Origin of the sequence: Endozoicomonas sp., assembly GCF_031844845.1 — a bacterium.
Taxonomy (GTDB): Bacteria; Pseudomonadota; Gammaproteobacteria; order Pseudomonadales; family Endozoicomonadaceae; genus Endozoicomonas.
The window spans coordinates 1-16,227 of the sequence record NZ_JAVRMB020000137.1 but is presented as its reverse complement, the minus strand read 5'-3'; the positions used below and the strand labels follow the sequence as shown (position 1 = coordinate 16,227).

The following is a 16,227-nucleotide window of genomic DNA, read 5'->3' as shown; positions in this document are numbered from 1 at the left end:
AAGGCGGTTGTCGCAAAACCCTCCTCGCTCCCACGCTCTGCGTGGTAGCGCCAGGACCCAACCACAGACACGATTCCTGTGGTTGGCTATGCATTCCCACGCAGAGCGTGGGAACGAGGTTCCTGGTGGGTTTTGCGACAGCCGCGAAGGCGGGGATCCACTGCTCGAGATAAACTCCCACTCTCGAGATGGATTCCCGCCTTCGCGGGAACGACGGCAGTTGTATAAATCGGCATTTGAAACCTTTTGCAACACCCTCCTTCGAGGCTGTCGCAAAAGCCTCCGGAAACCTCGTTCCCATGCTCTGCGTGGGAATGCATACCGTACTCGCCACAAGTGAATAACCAGCCTTAAACCCTCGCAGATTCGGGCAAGGAGAGGTTTCTCCACATGCGGCCAGATCCGTATGCATTCCCACGCAGAGCGTGGGAACGAGGGTTTTGCGACAGCCTCCTTCGCGGGAGTGACGATAATGATATTGGTATGGGTTTTAACGCTTCCTGCACTCGTTTATCAAGCAAACAACTCCAGCAGATCATTCAGAAAAAGCCTGCCGGTTGAGGTGGGCTGAAGCCTGCAGTTTTCAACGGTTATGGGCTCCATAAGTCCTTTCTGCTGAGCAATTTTCAATTGCGGATTAATACTATCCAGCGTTTGGCCAGTTCTCTCACCATAGAGTCGAGCATCAACCCCTTCATGAAGCCTCAGCACATTCATCATAAACTCGATGGGCAGTTCATCTATCTCCAGAACTCGTCGACCCGCTTCAAAAGCGTGGGAAATATAGCTATCGGCAGCCAGGTAATCCGCGGGCATCCGGGTTTTCCAGTTACGGAAAATCTGCCCGGTGGAGGCATCCGTCAACTTGCCGTGAGCTCCTGCACCAATACCGATATAGTCACCAAACTGCCAGTAGTTCAGGTTATGTCTTGAACGCCACCCAGCCTGACTGTAGGCCGAAATTTCATATTGCTCAAAACCCGCTGATGCCAGCAGAAACTGCCCTGCCTCCTGAATATCCCAAAGCGTATCATCGGGCGGCAACACCGGTGTTTTCGAATAGAACAGTGTATTGGGCTCGATGGTCAACTGATACCAGGAGATGTGTGCAGGCTGCAATTCAATAGCCTGTTGCAGGTCGTAAAGCGCATCTTCGGGAGACTGCTCTGGCAAGCCATGCATCAGATCAATATTAATATTGCTAAAGCCGCTGTTTTTGATGGAGGCAATGGCCTGCCGGGCTTCGTCCGCACAATGGATTCGCCCCAGGGCTGCCAGCTTATCATCCTGAAAACTCTGAACACCCAGGGACAGGCGGTTAACCCCGGCATCCAGATAAGCCTGAAAACGGTCGTGCTCATAAGTACCCGGATTGGCTTCCATGGTGATTTCAATGTCATCCGAGAAACGTACCTGCTCCTGAAGCCCTTTAAACAGCGCCTGGTAAGCATTTGCACTGAGCAGGCTTGGCGTACCACCCCCAATAAAAATTGAGTGCACAGGCCGCCCCTGAACCCTGTCAGCTTCATTCTGGAAGTCATGGAGCAAAGCGTTTATATAGGCTTCTTCGGGAATGTCGCCGGTTACCCGGTGTGAATTAAAGTCACAATAAGGACATTTTTTCACGCACCAGGGCACATGAATATAAAGACTCAGAGGGGGAAGTTTAAGCATGCTGAATGAACTGAAGCAGGCGACTGCTTCAGTGTTTCATCTCCTTGAGGTAACCCACCAGCTTTTTCAGCGCCTGGGCACGGTGACTGAGCTGGTTCTTTAACGCGGCGGGCAGCTCTGCCGCCGTACGGTGTTCTTCCGGCACCAGAAACAGGGGGTCATAGCCAAAGCCATGATCACCCAGGGCTTCTTCAATGATATAACCTTCCCACTGGCCATGGGCAATGATGGGCGTTGGGTCATGCTCATGACGAAGATAAACCAGCACACAATGAAATCGTGCTGTTCTGTCCACAGACTTAAGCCCCTGCAGATGATTCAACAGCTTCTGGTTATTATCTGCATCAGACGCCCCTGGCCCGGCATAACGGGCAGAGTAAATCCCCGGTTCACCGTTGAGGTAGTCAACTTCAAGCCCCGAGTCGTCGGCAATCACCGGACGGCCTGATATCCCGGCAGCATAACGGGCTTTTAAAATGGCATTCTCGACAAAAGTCAGCCCTGTCTCCTCTGCTTCCGGCAGGGTCGTGCCAATACCGAACTCACTCTGGGGAGTCATCCTGATATCAAGAGGCTCCAGCATCTGCTGAAACTCAGCCAGCTTGCCTTTGTTGCCGCTGGCAAGCACAACCTGACGGGTATCCCTGATCATAATTTTCTCACAACCCTACTGGTAAAAGGTCTGCTCGAAACGAAGCGATTTACTCCGAGAGCTTCCCTGAGGCTTAACATCAATAGCAAATTTTAGCAGCTCTTCGTCTGAAAACTTAAAGTCGGCCAGATAGTAAATCGCACTGCCTTCCTTAACCTCAGAAAATTTCAGCCGGGTTTGCTGAGTGAGCAGGTTCTTTGTATGCCCACTCAGTTCACCAGTCACCGCTGCACCCAGATCATCCGCAGTGACGTCCCGGATGGCAATATTGACGATGCCATAGCGACCACCCCGGCGGAGATTATACTGCTCAGCCACACCCGGCGGAATAAACGTACTGTTAAAAGCACTGAAATAGATCTGATAGTTTCCCAGCTGAACCGGCGCCTGTTTCAGCACTCTGGCGTCAGGAATCAGGCTCTCGGCAATAACAGGAGTCGCCATACCCCAAACCAAAAATAGCAGGGTCGAATACATCATTCCCTGCTTTAACCTGGATTTAAGATGCTTTGCAAAAGTCACCATGAATGTCTCTCCCATTCTTATTAGCTCTTAACGATAGTGTTAGGTGTCCCTGTACTATTTTAATGACCTGCTATGCTGATTGCTCAAATAAAAACATCTTCTCAAGGAGTATCGTATGAGTGCCGCAGTAAAATCGAACGATCCTGACCACACACTTAACACGCTGACTGATTTGATCAGCATTGTTGGTGAAACCCGATCAGACGTTAAGGTTATTGACCGTAAGGTTGACTGTAACCAGCAGGAAAACCGTGAACGCTTTAACCGGCTAGAGCAAAAGTTAGATGATCGTACCGACCAGCTCAAGCAAAAGTTAGATGATCGTACCGACCAGCTCGAGCAAAAGTTAGATGATCGTACCGACCAGCTCGAACAAAAGTTAGATGATCGTATCGACCAGCTCGAATTACTCATTCGTCAACTTCTCCCTAATGCCAACAATTAATACGACACCTAAACAACAGCTTCCAACGGACTGCGCCGTTGAAACAGGAAATATCAGTATGATTTTTAACGCTTCCCGGCATTAGCTGTTAACTGATAGATAGCCACTTCACCCATCAGGTTTGGCCATACCCTGCCAGCCAGACCACTGGTATACGAACGATCCACCACCATACGGTTCAACACCCGGTAATTTTTCTCCCGGCACAGCGCCTCAAAATCCCGCACCGTACAAAAATGAATATTGGGTGTGTCATACCAGGTATAAGGCATGAACTTTGACACAGGCATACGACCATGGGCAGAAAGATACAGGCGACAGCGCCAGTGCCCGAAGTTTGGAAAAGTGACAATGCATTGCCGCCCTACCCTCAACATCTCTTCCAGCACCAGATGTGGAAAACGCATGACCTGAAGTGCCTGAGTCATAATAACCGTATCGAAGCTACCAGGCTTAAAGTTACCCAGCCCACGATCCAGGTTCTGCTCAATAACATTCACACCTTTTTCAATACAGGCTTCAATATTCTGTGAATTAATTTCAAGGCCATAGCCACTCACCTGTTTTTCTTTGTGCAGCTCATGGAGTAACTGGCCATCTCCGCAAGCCAGGTCAAGGATTCGGCTGCCAGGGGGAATCCAGCTCCTGATAATTTCAAAATCACCCCGGCTCATAAGCACTCCTCCGCTACCCGGTTCATATAAGCGGTCAAACCACGCATGTAGCGGGGAATATCCATTAAGAAGGCATCGTGTCCGTGGGCTGCATCCACTTCGAGATAGTTCACATCTTTACCAGCATCTATCAAGGCATCAACAATCTCCCTCGACCGCTCTGGTGAAAAACGCCAGTCCGTTGAGAATGAAGCAAGAAAAAACTTTGCCGTTGCACGACTCAGGGCGCTGGATAAACTGTTGCCATAATCACTGGCCGGATCAAAATAATCCAGGACACGGGTCATCAGAAGATAGGTATTGGCATCGAAACTTCCGGAAAAACTTTCCCCCTGGTAGCGAAGATAACTTTCTATCTGGAATTCCACATTGTAATCATAACTGAAACCTTCATTCTTCAGCTCACGACCAAATTTACTGCCCATGGCATCATCAGAAAGATAAGTAATATGGCCCACCATCCGGGCCAGCCCCAACCCCTTTCGGGGCATACTGTTTTCTTCCAGATAGCGACCACCAAAGAACTGATCATCAGACATAATGGCCTGTCGGGCCACTTCATTAAAGGCAATATTCTGAGCAGACAGGCGAGCCGCTGATGCAATGATAATGGCGTGACGGAGCCTTTCGGGGTAAGCAATGCTCCACTGCAATGCCTGCATGCCACCCAGGCTTCCTCCAACAACGGCAGCCCATTGCTCAATGCCCAGGTAGTCAGCCAGCATTGCCTGACTGTTAACCCAGTCCACTACCGTCACCACCGGAAAGTCAGGCCCGTAAGCATTTCCTGTTTTCGGGTTATGACTGGTTGGACCTGTACTGCCGTGACAGCCTCCCAGGTTATTGAGCGCCACAACAAAAAAGCGGTGGGTATCAATGGGCTTACCCGGACCAATACAGTTATCCCACCAGCCCGGCTTACGATCTTCCATGCAGTGATAGCCTGCAGCATGATGGTGGCCACTGAGGGCATGACAGATCAGCACGGCATTTGAGCGTGCCGGGTTCAGCTCACCGTAGGTTTCTATCATGAGCTGAAAGCCGTCCAGCTGCTCACCACAATTAAGGGCCAGAGACTGATCAAAATGGATAGCTTTGGGTTCCACCAGCCCTACCGAGCCGGCAGGAATCACTTCAGGCATAAACTTCCTGTTTCGCTTTTTTATCGTTAAAGGAAACTCTCTCGCACACATGCTCATGACGATTGTTCGTCACCCACGGGGATGAAAGATTTAGCCACGGGACACGGAGACACAGAGAAAAGCATTTCTTTTCTCTGTGTCTCCGTGGCGATCTTCTTTCACGGCAAACAAGGAAGAAACCGAAAATTTCAGGCAGTTTATCTGCTTAGTTTTTTCTTGTCAGCTTATCCAGTGGGGATTATCTGGCTATCGTGTCGGACTAGCTCCTGACAACAGGCAACTCCAGAGCCAGCTCAGTCAATGCCAGAACATGATTCAGAAAGAAGCCTTCGACCTGTCGTGAACAAAAGTGCAGATGTCGTTCATTAATATAGGCATCAACACTTTGATTGTTGATCAGGGAGGTATAGAAAGCCCGGATCGCCTCATCTTCAACATTCAGGGTTGAAATAATTCGGGCGCAGGGCTGAAAGGATTTGCTCATCTGGAACTCCCGAAGCAATTTGCTTCTGGGTACTTTTCTTCCTATGGCGAGATTTCCTGAAATGAAACACCGCCGGGAAAAATCCGCAAGGCGACAGATGAATTTTTACACTGATACCACTTACACCTGTTACCCAGCTTTAAACACATCGTATTGATGCAGATAAATTCAACGATTAGCGTGAATTAAATCTAGTATAGTCAGGCTTTCCTCAAGTATTGTTAATGACAGTAAACTCTTTACGATAAAACCAATAAAAACGTGTTATCGTAACTTCCCGCAATAGTGCAAACTATTAAATACTTTTCTCAGACCTCTCGGTACCAATGTCGTTATGTCTATTGAATCCTTAGGCCAGCTTGAATCAAGACTCCAGAATCTGATTGATAAACTGGAACTGTCAAGAATGGAAGTAGAAGACCTCCGGTCTGCTAATACACGCCTCGAAGAAGAGAATATCCAGCTCAAACAGGAGCTAGCTGCGTGGGGTGAACGCGTAACCTCGCTCTTGGGCAAGCTGGACATTGTGACCGAAGAAGATGACGCCAGAGAGAATGAAGCTGTCGCATAAAACGATGGGGCGTCCATGCCCCTTCATTTTATAGAATGAACGGTTAGAGTATTCCGGCATTTTCGAGGGCTTCCAGAGCCTCCATCCACTCCTCTTCAACTTCAGCAATCTGACGTTTAAGTTCAGTCTGTCTGGCCAGATATTCTTTCAATTGTTCCTTCGCGGCTTCCTCATAGACCGAAGGCTCAGAAAGACGTTTATCCACATCCGCCAGAGAAGACTGCAAGACTTCCAGCTGATCCTCCAGCTTGTCTGCTTTTTGTTTCAATGGACGCAAAGCCTTTCGCTTTTCAGCTTCCAGTTTTCTGGCTTCTTTTTTCTGCTGCGCTGAATGCACTGAGCTGCCAGTGGGATTCCGCTCTTCCCGCAACTCACTTCGCTCCTTACTGCGCAACTGAATCAACCATTGACTGTAATCATCCAGATCACCCTCATACTCGTCCACCCGCCCGTCATGCACCAGATAAAGCACATCCGTCGTACTGCGAATCAGATTACGATCATGGGAAACCAGTATCATTGCCCCTTCAAAAGACTGCAGTGCCATGGTTAACGCCAGACGCATGTCCAGATCCAGATGGTTGGTGGGCTCATCCAACAGTAATAGATTGGGTTTTTGCCAGCCAATAATGGCTAATGCCAATCTTGCCTTTTCCCCCCCGGAGAACCCCTGAATCGACTCCAATGCCTTCTCACCCAGAAAGCCGAACCCCCCAAGGAAGTTTCTCAACTCCTGCTCTCTGGCATTAGGCGACAATCTTTGCAGGTGCAATATTGGACTGGCATTAAAATCCAGACTTTCCAACTGATGCTGGGCAAAGTAGCCAATACTCAAATGCTCACCCTGATGTACCTGACCGGAAATCAGCGGCAATTCCCCCGCCAGGGCTCGAATCAAGGTGGATTTACCCGCACCATTCGCCCCAAGCAGGCCGATACGACTACCGGGTAAAATGCTGAGATTCAGTGTTAATAACGACTTGTCAGCATAACCCAGCTCAGCATTATCCAGAGTCAGCAGCGGTGATGACATTTTATCGGACTGGGGAAAGGTAAATGAAAAAGGAGAATCTACGTGAGCGGCAGAAATATCTTCCAGTCTTGCTAATGCCTTAAGTCGACTCTGAGCCTGCTTTGCCTTGGTGGCCTGCGCCCGAAACCGCTCAACAAATTTCTCCATATGAGCCCGTTGCTTTTGTTGTTTATCAAAAGCGGCCTGCTGCTGCTGAAGTCTTTCTGCCCGGGTACGCTCAAAAGCCGAGTAGTTGCCACGGTATTGAAGCAGTGTCTGATGTTCTATATGAATGGTGTGATCGGTAATGGCATCCAGAAAATCCCGATCGTGGGAAATAACCAGCAAGGTTCCGGGGTATCGCTTCAGGAAGTTTTCCAGCCAGACAATGGCGTCCAGATCCAGGTGGTTAGTGGGTTCATCAAGCAACAGGATGTCAGAAGGACACATCAGTGTTTTCGCCAGATTTAAACGCATTCGCCAGCCGCCGGAAAAATCCCTGACATTTTTTTTCAGCACGTCATGAAGGAAACCAAGGCCGTGCAACAGTTGCTCTGCACGGGAACGAGCCGTATAGCCATCGGCCCTCAGCAATTGCTCGTGCAGATCGGCCAGCTTCTCATGCTGTCCTGATGATTCTGCATGGCTGATGTCTTGCTCTATTCGACGAAGCTCAATGTCGCCATCCAATACGTAGTCCACGGCATTCCGGCCAAGAGCATCAATCTCCTGAGCCATATGTGCCAGGCCACGCCCCTTATCGAAAGCGAGTTCCCCCTTATCCGGGTGCAAGTCGCCGGTGAGCAAAGCAAGCAGGCTTGATTTGCCGCACCCATTAGCACCCACCAGGCCAACATGCTGGCCAGAATGGATTGTTGTAGATGCATTCTCCAAAAGGAGTTTGCCAGACCTTAGAAGGCTGATGGAATTCAATGTGATCATGTCGGGCATTATATGTAGCAAGCCCGCTGAAATCGAATATCTTTCGAAGGGAAAAGAGGAAATGTGCAAAAATAATAAGGGGGAATAGAATTCCCCCTTTAAAGCATCAAATTACCAGCTGGCTTACTTCTTTGTGGCTGGAGACTTTTTTGCAGCTGCTTTTCTGGCTGGAGCTTTTTTCTTAGCTACAGTCTTTCTGGCAGTGGCTTTTTTTGCAGGCGCTTTCTTTTTAGCAGCAGCTTTTTTGGCAGGTGCCTTCTTGGCAGCAACCTTTTTAGCGGCTGGGTTTTTCTTGGCGACCGCTTTTCTTGCAGGTGCTTTCTTCTTCGCTGCTGGCTTCTTCTTGGCAACTGCTTTTCTTGCAGGCGCCTTTTTCTTAGCCGCAACTTTCTTTTTAGCTACTGTCTTTTTCTTAGCTGCCGCCTTTTTGACAGGAGCCTTCTTTGCAGTAGTCTTTTTCTTAGCCACTACCTTTTTCTTGACAGTGGTTTTCTTGGCTGCAGCCTTCTTTGCACTTTCCTTTGCTTTTTTCAGCGCGTCTTTAGCTTTCTCAAGCTTTTTCTTCAGCGCATCAACTTCTTTTTCCCACTTTTTCACCATGTCGACCTTTTTAACGGTCTTCTTGGCAACAGCTTTTTTAGCAGGTGCTTTCTTAGCAGCGCTTTTTTTGACTGCAGTCTTCCTTGTTGCAGGCATCGGGTCGTCCCTCGTTTTTAATTTAACCAATCTACTAGTAGTTAGTACATCGAAATAAAAACTGAATAATTTATACTCGGTTTTTATTCCAACATAGAATGCTTATTCGTCATCTGCAAATATTTTTTTAGCTTTATCTTTAATTTTTTTGATAATTTATTTGCATTTATCTTTGAAAACATAATCAATAAGACGTTTATTTTTTAGACACCCTTTAATAAAAACACTTTAAATAAAGCACTTTTCCCATTCCATAATGCTAAACAAGGCTTGCCAATAATACCGGTTTACTAAATGATAGGCCTCAGAGCCCACTGTACTCAAAATAGTACTTAAAACAGTACTGAGAAACAGCATGAAAAATCATCAGAAAGAGTGTTTATATGAGATTGAAAACGCTTGCCGGCGTTACCCTGTTATCTTATTCCCTATGCTCATTTGCCGTTTTGGAGACAGAAAACGACAAATTTAGCTATAGCCTCGGTGTCTCTCTGGCAGAGCAGCTTGAGCGATTTGAAGGCATCAATGTCAGTGCCGTTATCCAGGGAGTACAAGATAATTTTGATGGTCAAACCTTACAGCTGTCACAGGATGAAATCTCATACTTTATTGAGTTAGCCCAGGTAAAAAAGGGAAACCAATACCAGATTGATCGTCAGCTGGAAGCACAGGGGAGTCTGGAAAAAAGCCAGCGGTTTCTGACTGAGAACAGTAAAAAACCCGGAATGGTGGTATTAGAGAGTGGTCTTCAATATCGGATATTAACCAACGGTCATGGTATCAAGCCATCAATTACTGACTACATCACGGTTCACTACGAAGGCAGGTTAATTGATGGAACCTTGTTTGAGAGTTCGTATACCCGCAATCAGCCAGCGACTTTTCAGCTGAACCGTGTAATAGCAGGTTGGACAGAAGGGATACAGAAAATGCCTGAAGGCTCAATATGGGAATTATTCATTCCATCAACAATGGCCTACGGATCAAATGGTATTCCGGGAATAATCGGACCCAATGAAGCAATTATTTTTAAAGTAGAGCTTAAGGATGTGAGTAAAAGCAGCTAACTCTAACAAAGTGACAGACGACAACTTCAGATACGCAATATCCAAACGCAACATCCGAAAGTGCAGTCTGTCATCGCATGATTCAAACATTATGACCAGTCAGCTTTTCTCTATGGGCTTCGTGCAGAATTTCAATCATTTTATCTTCAAGACTGAAACGCTCTTCCAAAGTCTCTCCTAACTCAGATACCGCTTCCTGCAGCTTTTGAAGAGAACAGAGTAATTCACAGTGATCATTGAATTTCAGGCACCTTGAAGTATTCCCCTCAAGCTTTGGCAGCATTGCATGAGCCAGCTCAATCCCCCCGTCATCAAACTCCCGGGCTTCCTGAATCAATTGCTCGTAGACCTCAAAATGACCAGCTGAAGCATAATCCACTAAAATCTGGCACAACTCTTTCAACTTACTTGCCACCGGGCGCTTGTCATCATCAAATTGATCCATTCCATTGATGGAGCAGTACAGGACGATCAGCTCCTGACGTTCGTTGAGCCAGCGATCAATAATCTCTGATACACCCCCCCAACGTTCTTTGGCCGTTTGGCATCCCTCCAGCATGATAGACAGTTCCTCTTTAACAGTTAGATCTCTTCTGCGTGAATGGGACCACTTTTGAGTTTCTTAACCAGCGCCTGTGTCAGGCCGCTTAGTTGCTAGGTTATGACAGTGGATTTTTTGCAGCAAGCCTTTATTTTTGCAAAACACAACCCAATTTAAAATGCAAGTTTTACAGGAACATCATGAATTCAATGGCTTCAGGGTATTTTCTCAGGGAAATAACAATTTTTTAAACTAAAAAAATAAAGTTTAATTAAAAAAGATTATTTTAATAACCTGCTCAACGTACTAACAAACTCTATTTTTGACTGAAAGTGCTTTATGCAAGGGGGGAGGAAATCAATTAAAAACCGACGCATTTCAGTCAAAAATAAAACCTGATCACTAGTATTAACGGCATTGCATAGATCGAAAATCCTTTTCCCGACCTATCACAACCAAAATGTGAAATGAACGCCTGTAATGACCGTTAATCTGCAGCCATATAATCCTTAAGGAATTCATCAAAGCCTTTTTTATCGTTACTTTCTCGTGCCAGCTGATCGGCAATGGAACGCTGAGCAACCTGCTCAAAGTAGGATATTCTTTCGGCACTCATATCGTGCTCAGAGAAGCCTTTGGCATGCTTTCGAGACAGTGACATCATCAGCTCCAGATAGCTGATACCTTCCGCCTCGATGGTATCCAGCAATTGGGCTGAAGGCGTCAGGGACACATCATTAAGCTTGGCCTTTTGAGCCGATAAACTGTCAACAAACAGGGATGAGTCATTGGCCTCATCTAACAGTTCGGCAATGGGCGCCATCTCATCCAGAAGCTGCAGCCCCTGGTTTTTCAGCGTGACTGACTGCCCCTTCTGCTGCAATTCAACACCTGGCCGACGACCTTCCATGACCACTGTTTTAAAGTTATTACTGACTTCAGCACACTCACTGGCATGAATAGGCGCACTGCTTTGCAGTGCGCAATACACCAGAAAGACATCCATAAAATGCGCATCGACTTCACTGATCCCAAGGGGTTCAAAGGGGTTGGTGTCCAGACACCGAACCTCAACGTACTCCACCCCTTCATTACGTATAGCAGTCACCGGCTTTTCGCCAGAGCGGGCGATGCGTTTTGGACGGATAGTACTGTAATACTCATTCTCTATTTGCAGGAGATTGGTATTCAGCTGCAGATATTTACCGGCTTTTTTCAGGCCAATAGCTTCATAGGGTGAATATGGCGTTCGAATAGCCCGGGATAAACACTCAACATACTCGTCCAACGTGTTATAGCAAATGCTCAGAGAGGATTGGGCGTTATTACTGTAGCCCATATCACTCATGCGCAATGAGGTCGCATAAGGAAGGAACAGGGAATCCTTATCCAGTACCTGTAAACCGGACTGCTCAGCACCCTTGCCACCATCACCAAAAAAGCTTCTGCTCACCACCGGAGAAGCACCGAACAGATACATCAGCAACCAGGAGTGACGCAGGAAGTTACGAATCAGGGCAAAGTAGCCCGCCGACCTGAAGTCACGGGACTCTAAACCCGCTCCATTTGAATGCTGCTGTAAAAAGCTCCAGAACTCCTCTGGAAATGAAAAGTTATAGTGAATACCGGCAATGGTCTGCATTGGCTTACCATAGCGATGCCAGAGACCTTCCCGGTAAACCGTTTTCATTAAACCGATATTGGAGCTTCCAAACTGCGCGATGGGAATACTGTCATCCCCTTCAAGCAATGGCGGCATACTACCCGCCCAGAGTACTTCTTCACCCAGATGCTGGCAGGTGTACTGATGAAGCTGCTCAAGAAAAGAGAGCGTATCATCAATTCGACAATGAACCGGCGTGATAAATTCAAGTAACGCTTCGGAGTAATCGGTGGTGATATACGGGTGGGTTAATGGTCGCCCCAGTTTCTCAGGGTGATACTTCAGAGAAAGACGAGCATCCGAAGTCACCCTGAGACTTTCACGCTCAATGCCGTGGCAGATGCCACGGAGAACTGAATGGTTAGCATGGGGCTGGAAAAGCTCCAGACGATCCTGATACTCAGTAGCCAAGGTACAGATCCAATAGTAATTAGGGTCAGGCCTGAAGTCCGTTCTTACCCATAATTCCTGCCCGCAAAAGTTTGAGCCCGGAACCATAACAACGCAAATAAGCTCTCAAAAACACTCAGCTTATGATCAGGTAAGAAGGATTTTAACAGCCTGATAAAATAGCAATCAGCTTAGCACCTGATCGCATCCAGCGAACGGTATGATACCAGCCTGAATTTTCTAAATCCCCAAAAAAAAGCCAGACACAAAATCATGACTGGCTTTGGGTTCTCAAAACAACAGTCGTCGCTAATAACCTTTATCCATGTTTATTAACGCGATTGTTCAATACTCTACTTACGCATCTGCTTTGCATTGGCAAAAATGTCTGCCAACGTACCCCCTGAGTCCTGCTTCTTGCCACGATTACCAGACTGGCTGGCTTTCTGTGGTTGGCTCCGATTTGCAGGCTTTTCAGAGCGAGGCTGACGGGGCTGCTGACGAGCTTCTGCACGTTCTTCTGCCTTATCCGACATGCGCATGGAGAGGCCAATTCGCTTACGGGCGACGTCTACTTCCATCACTTTGACCTTAATAATATCTCCCGCCTTCACCACGTCGCCCGGAACCTTCACAAAGTTTTCGGACAACGCAGAGATATGTACCAGACCATCCTGATGCACACCAACATCAACAAACGCACCAAAGTTGGTAACGTTGGTGACAACGCCTTCAAGCTCCATATTCAGCTTGAGGTGACGGATGTCTTCAATACCTTCTTTGAACTCGGCGGCTTTGAAGTCCGGACGAGGGTCACGACCCGGTTTATCAAGCTCGCTGATGATGTCAGTAACCGTTGGCAGACCAAACGTTTCGTCGGTGAAGTTCTCGGCATTCAGGCTCTTCAAAAAGCCAGAGTCCCCAATCAGGGCACGCACATCACGGCTGGACTGGCTGGCAATTTTCTCAACCACTGGATACGCCTCAGGGTGTACAGCAGAGCTGTCCAGAGGGTTATCACCATTCATTACCCGCAGGAAGCCGGCCGCCTGTTCAAAGGTTTTTGCCCCAAAGCGAGTGACCTTTTGCAGATCCTTACGGCTTCTGAAAGCACCATGCTCATTTCGATAGGAAACGATATTATCTGCCAGCGTGCGATTCAGGCCGGATACACGGGCCAGCAAAGCACTTGAAGCCGTATTCAGATCAACACCCACCGCGTTTACACAGTCCTCAACCACGGCCTCAAGAGAGCGGGACAGGTTGACCTGGCTGACATCGTGCTGATACTGGCCAACACCAATAGACTTGGGCTCAATTTTCACCAGCTCTGCCAGGGGGTCCTGCAGACGACGGGCAATGGATACCGCACCACGAATCGTTACATCCAGATCCGGAAACTCACGGGCAGCCAGTTCAGAGGCAGAATAGACGGAGGCTCCGGCTTCACTGACGACGATTTTCGTCAATCCAAGCTTGGGATAACTGCGCATCAGTTCAGCCACCAGTCGGTCCGTTTCACGGGAGGCCGTACCGTTACCAATACTGACCAGCTCAACCTGATGAGTCAGACAGAGCGTAGCCAGAGTGCCAAGAGACTCTTTCCACTTTTTCTGGGGCGCATGGGGGAAAATAGCGGTGTGCTCTACCACCTTGCCGGTGCCATCAACGACCGCCACCTTAACACCAGATCTCAGGCCCGGATCCAGACCCAGCGTAGGTCTGAGCCCTGCCGGAGCGGCCAGCAGCAAATCTTTCAGGTTCTTGGCAAAAACCTTAATGGCTTCGTCTTCAGAGTTTTCGCGAATACGGGTCATCAACTCTGTTTCCAGCTGAGACAGCAGCTTAACCCGCCAGGTCCAGCGCACAACATCTTTCAACCAGTCATCCCCTGGACGGCCTTTATGCTCAACCGTCCAGTAATCAGCGACCAGTTTCTCACAGGGATGTGTTGCACGACGGTCTTCAGGCTCATCGGCAAGGCGGATATTTGCCTGCAAAACGCCTTCATTCCGACCACGGAAGATGGCCAGCGCCCGGTGAGACGGAACAGTTTTCAGAGGCTCGTCATGTTCAAAGTAATCCCGGAACTTCGCACCTTCTTCTTCTTTTCCTGCAACACCACGACTGCTCAGGATACCTTCATTCCAGAGCAACTCACGCAGCTGTCCCAGTAATTCAGCATCTTCGCTGAAGCGCTCCATCAGGATATAACGCGCACCTTCAAGAGCAGCCTTAACGTCTTCTACACCTTTATCTGCATCCACATAGGCTGCTGCTTCCGCTTCAGGGTCTTTTTCCGGCGACTCGAAGAGCATGTCCGCCAATGGCTGCAACCCCGCCTCACGGGCAATCTGCGCCTTTGTACGACGTTTGGGCTTATAGGGAAGATAAAGGTCTTCCAGACGGGTTTTGGTATCTGCAGAGCGGATATCTTTTTCCAGTTCCGGCGTCAGTTTTTCCTGCTCGGTAATACTCTTCAGAATGGCTGCGCGACGTTCTTCGAGTTCACGCAGATAACGGAGGCGCTCTTCCAGCGTTCTCAGCTGAGTATCATCCAGTCCTCCGGTGACTTCTTTTCGATAACGGGCAATAAACGGAACGGTGGATCCATCATCAAGCAACTGTACAGCACTGGTAACCTGTTCAGGCCGGGCACCCAACTCTTCAGCTATACGCTGGGAGATACTCTGCATAAAACACACTCATCACTTGGGAAAATAGTGAGATTATATCGAAACTGACCCTATTGTCTGCAACCAATCGATTGCAGAGTACAGTGATAGCCTATTGTCCATATCCCTCAGAACCATCGTCATATGCCGCAGAATGAAACTGAAACTGAAACCAGACGGCCAGATTTAAGCCAATACTTTGGGGTCATATGGATGACGCAAACATATGGGCTGCTATTGTTCATATGAAATTTTTCCTGTCTTGTTGTTAACACAGATTCTTAGGGTGGACATTAAGGATTTACCCTCTGTTTCCAAGGGCTACAGAGGACTTAATCAGCAAGAGAAGACCAGTTTAGAGCTGAATATGTGGCTAAATGGATACCGTACATTAGGTAGTTCCCATCCAGAAACTCTAGCCCTTGGGACACTTAGGCTATAGAGATTCAAGGTGCTTCAAATTTACGTAAAAATCGCATCAACTCCGCTACAGGGCCCGAAAGTCGTGCGGAGCAGGTGTCAAAACAAAATGCATTTTTTAGACCTGACCGCCTGCCATACGGGACCTACAGCGTTTCTGGATGGGAACTAAGTAAATGGAGTGATTTCGACTGGAAGATATCTCTGAAGCACCTGCGACACAGGGAAACTTCCTTAATGTCCACCCTGAGAACAGAGATTTAGAAAGGAACTTTTATATGGGTGAGCAGTCTTAATCCACTTTATTACAGCTTCTTCCTATATACCTGTCTTTCACCACCCCAATTGATATTTTCCTGAAACCTGTTGTCGACTAACAGTATTCAGGAACACCAACATGCCTCCTGTTCAATATCAGTTTAAGAACCTGAACCACCTTGGCCTAGTTGCTGCAAAATGTGCCGGGACCTGAAGGTAGCCGAATATATTGATGCGCGTATAACAAATGACTCTGATGTACGGCAGATTTCGTACTGTACGTTACCGCACCCTGATTTGTCGTGCCCGGTTCCTTAAGGGGCAGGAAGTTCGGGTTGTCTGGAGCCGGTTTGAGAATGACAAGGGGCTCACTGAAAGCCGGATATTCATCTCTAC

General features: G+C 47.9%; 14 protein-coding genes. 3 read left to right on the top strand and 11 right to left on the bottom strand.

The features are described from left to right. Nucleotides 1–513: 513 nt before the first annotated feature. From hemW to RM811_RS06945, 3 genes are read right to left on the bottom strand one after another with little or no spacing between them, the layout of a single operon-like run. Nucleotides 514–1,674, bottom strand: a complete 1,161-nt coding sequence (hemW, locus tag RM811_RS06955; RefSeq protein WP_402522223.1) for a radical SAM family heme chaperone HemW — start codon at nucleotides 1,672–1,674, stop codon at nucleotides 514–516. A 28-nt stretch (nucleotides 1,675–1,702) separates the two neighbouring features. Then, complete coding sequence (gene rdgB / locus RM811_RS06950) at nucleotides 1,703–2,326, bottom strand: RdgB/HAM1 family non-canonical purine NTP pyrophosphatase (protein ID WP_402522221.1); 624 nt, start codon at nucleotides 2,324–2,326, stop codon at nucleotides 1,703–1,705. Nucleotides 2,327–2,341: 15 nt separating this feature from the next. Continuing rightward, nucleotides 2,342–2,806 (bottom strand): DUF4426 domain-containing protein, encoded by a 465-nt coding sequence (locus RM811_RS06945; RefSeq protein ID WP_402522219.1) that lies wholly within the window; start codon nucleotides 2,804–2,806, stop codon nucleotides 2,342–2,344. 160 nt (nucleotides 2,807–2,966) lie between these two features. On the opposite strand from RM811_RS06945, the gene RM811_RS06940 reads away from it, so the two are divergent. Further along, complete coding sequence (locus tag RM811_RS06940) at nucleotides 2,967–3,296, top strand: hypothetical protein (RefSeq protein WP_402522216.1); 330 nt, start codon at nucleotides 2,967–2,969, stop codon at nucleotides 3,294–3,296. A gap of 65 nt (nucleotides 3,297–3,361) precedes the next feature. On the opposite strand, the gene metW is transcribed toward RM811_RS06940, so the two are convergent. The 3 genes from metW to RM811_RS06925 form a co-directional block, all read right to left on the bottom strand. After that, entirely contained in the window at nucleotides 3,362–3,970 is a 609-nt protein-coding gene (metW, locus tag RM811_RS06935) for a methionine biosynthesis protein MetW (RefSeq protein WP_402522214.1), read from the bottom strand. Beyond that, nucleotides 3,967–5,112: a homoserine O-acetyltransferase gene (locus RM811_RS06930; protein ID WP_402522211.1), complete on the bottom strand. Its 1,146-nt coding sequence runs from the start codon at nucleotides 5,110–5,112 to the stop codon at nucleotides 3,967–3,969. Before RM811_RS06930 ends, metW begins: the two co-directional genes overlap by 4 nt. Before the next feature lie 259 nt (nucleotides 5,113–5,371). Next, nucleotides 5,372–5,596: a hypothetical protein gene (locus RM811_RS06925; protein WP_402522209.1), complete on the bottom strand. Its 225-nt coding sequence runs from the start codon at nucleotides 5,594–5,596 to the stop codon at nucleotides 5,372–5,374. 334 nt (nucleotides 5,597–5,930) lie between these two features. Between RM811_RS06925 and RM811_RS06920 the strand changes: the two genes are divergently transcribed. Further along, nucleotides 5,931–6,167, top strand: a complete 237-nt coding sequence (locus RM811_RS06920; protein WP_402522207.1) for a cell division protein ZapB — start codon at nucleotides 5,931–5,933, stop codon at nucleotides 6,165–6,167. A gap of 43 nt (nucleotides 6,168–6,210) precedes the next feature. Here the strand turns inward: RM811_RS06920 and RM811_RS06915 are convergent, their stop codons facing one another. Together RM811_RS06915 and RM811_RS06910 are read right to left on the bottom strand one after the other, a co-directional pair. Beyond that, entirely contained in the window at nucleotides 6,211–8,130 is a 1,920-nt protein-coding gene (locus RM811_RS06915; RefSeq protein ID WP_402522205.1) for an ATP-binding cassette domain-containing protein, read from the bottom strand. 114 nt (nucleotides 8,131–8,244) lie between these two features. After that, entirely contained in the window at nucleotides 8,245–8,817 is a 573-nt protein-coding gene (locus RM811_RS06910) for a hypothetical protein (protein WP_402522203.1), read from the bottom strand. Between the two features lie 383 nt (nucleotides 8,818–9,200). On the opposite strand from RM811_RS06910, the gene RM811_RS06905 reads away from it, so the two are divergent. Beyond that, nucleotides 9,201–9,884: an FKBP-type peptidyl-prolyl cis-trans isomerase gene (locus RM811_RS06905; RefSeq protein WP_402522201.1), complete on the top strand. Its 684-nt coding sequence runs from the start codon at nucleotides 9,201–9,203 to the stop codon at nucleotides 9,882–9,884. Between the two features lie 82 nt (nucleotides 9,885–9,966). Here RM811_RS06905 and rsd read toward each other — a convergent pair whose 3' ends face one another. The 3 genes from rsd to RM811_RS06890 all read right to left on the bottom strand — a co-directional run bounded on the left by rsd (nucleotide 9,967) and on the right by RM811_RS06890 (nucleotide 15,174). Next, the gene (gene rsd / locus RM811_RS06900; protein WP_402522199.1) at nucleotides 9,967–10,443 is read right to left on the bottom strand and encodes a sigma D regulator; all 477 of its coding nucleotides are present in this window, start codon (nucleotides 10,441–10,443) and stop codon (nucleotides 9,967–9,969) included. A 469-nt stretch (nucleotides 10,444–10,912) separates the two neighbouring features. After that, nucleotides 10,913–12,499 (bottom strand): glutamate--cysteine ligase, encoded by a 1,587-nt coding sequence (gene gshA / locus RM811_RS06895; RefSeq protein WP_402522197.1) that lies wholly within the window; start codon nucleotides 12,497–12,499, stop codon nucleotides 10,913–10,915. Nucleotides 12,500–12,831: 332 nt separating this feature from the next. Further along, on the bottom strand, nucleotides 12,832–15,174 hold the full coding sequence (locus RM811_RS06890) for a Tex family protein (protein WP_402522195.1): 2,343 nt from the start codon (nucleotides 15,172–15,174) through the stop codon (nucleotides 12,832–12,834). Between the last annotated feature and the right edge of the window lie 1,053 nt (nucleotides 15,175–16,227).

Coding starts and splice junctions, on each gene's coding strand:
- RM811_RS06925 (WP_402522209.1), bottom strand. CDS start 5,596: ATGAGCAAATCCTTTCAGCCCTGCGCCCGAATTATTTCAACCCTGAAT.
- RM811_RS06915 (WP_402522205.1), bottom strand. CDS start 8,130: ATGCCCGACATGATCACATTGAATTCCATCAGCCTTCTAAGGTCTGGC.
- rsd (WP_402522199.1), bottom strand. CDS start 10,443: ATGCTGGAGGGATGCCAAACGGCCAAAGAACGTTGGGGGGGTGTATCA.
- RM811_RS06920 (WP_402522207.1), top strand. CDS start 5,931: ATGTCTATTGAATCCTTAGGCCAGCTTGAATCAAGACTCCAGAATCTG.
- RM811_RS06945 (WP_402522219.1), bottom strand. CDS start 2,806: ATGATGTATTCGACCCTGCTATTTTTGGTTTGGGGTATGGCGACTCCT.
- metW (WP_402522214.1), bottom strand. CDS start 3,970: ATGAGCCGGGGTGATTTTGAAATTATCAGGAGCTGGATTCCCCCTGGC.
- RM811_RS06905 (WP_402522201.1), top strand. CDS start 9,201: ATGAGATTGAAAACGCTTGCCGGCGTTACCCTGTTATCTTATTCCCTA.
- hemW (WP_402522223.1), bottom strand. CDS start 1,674: ATGCTTAAACTTCCCCCTCTGAGTCTTTATATTCATGTGCCCTGGTGC.
- RM811_RS06910 (WP_402522203.1), bottom strand. CDS start 8,817: ATGCCTGCAACAAGGAAGACTGCAGTCAAAAAAAGCGCTGCTAAGAAA.
- rdgB (WP_402522221.1), bottom strand. CDS start 2,326: ATGATCAGGGATACCCGTCAGGTTGTGCTTGCCAGCGGCAACAAAGGC.
- RM811_RS06940 (WP_402522216.1), top strand. CDS start 2,967: ATGAGTGCCGCAGTAAAATCGAACGATCCTGACCACACACTTAACACG.
- RM811_RS06930 (WP_402522211.1), bottom strand. CDS start 5,112: ATGCCTGAAGTGATTCCTGCCGGCTCGGTAGGGCTGGTGGAACCCAAA.
- RM811_RS06890 (WP_402522195.1), bottom strand. CDS start 15,174: ATGCAGAGTATCTCCCAGCGTATAGCTGAAGAGTTGGGTGCCCGGCCT.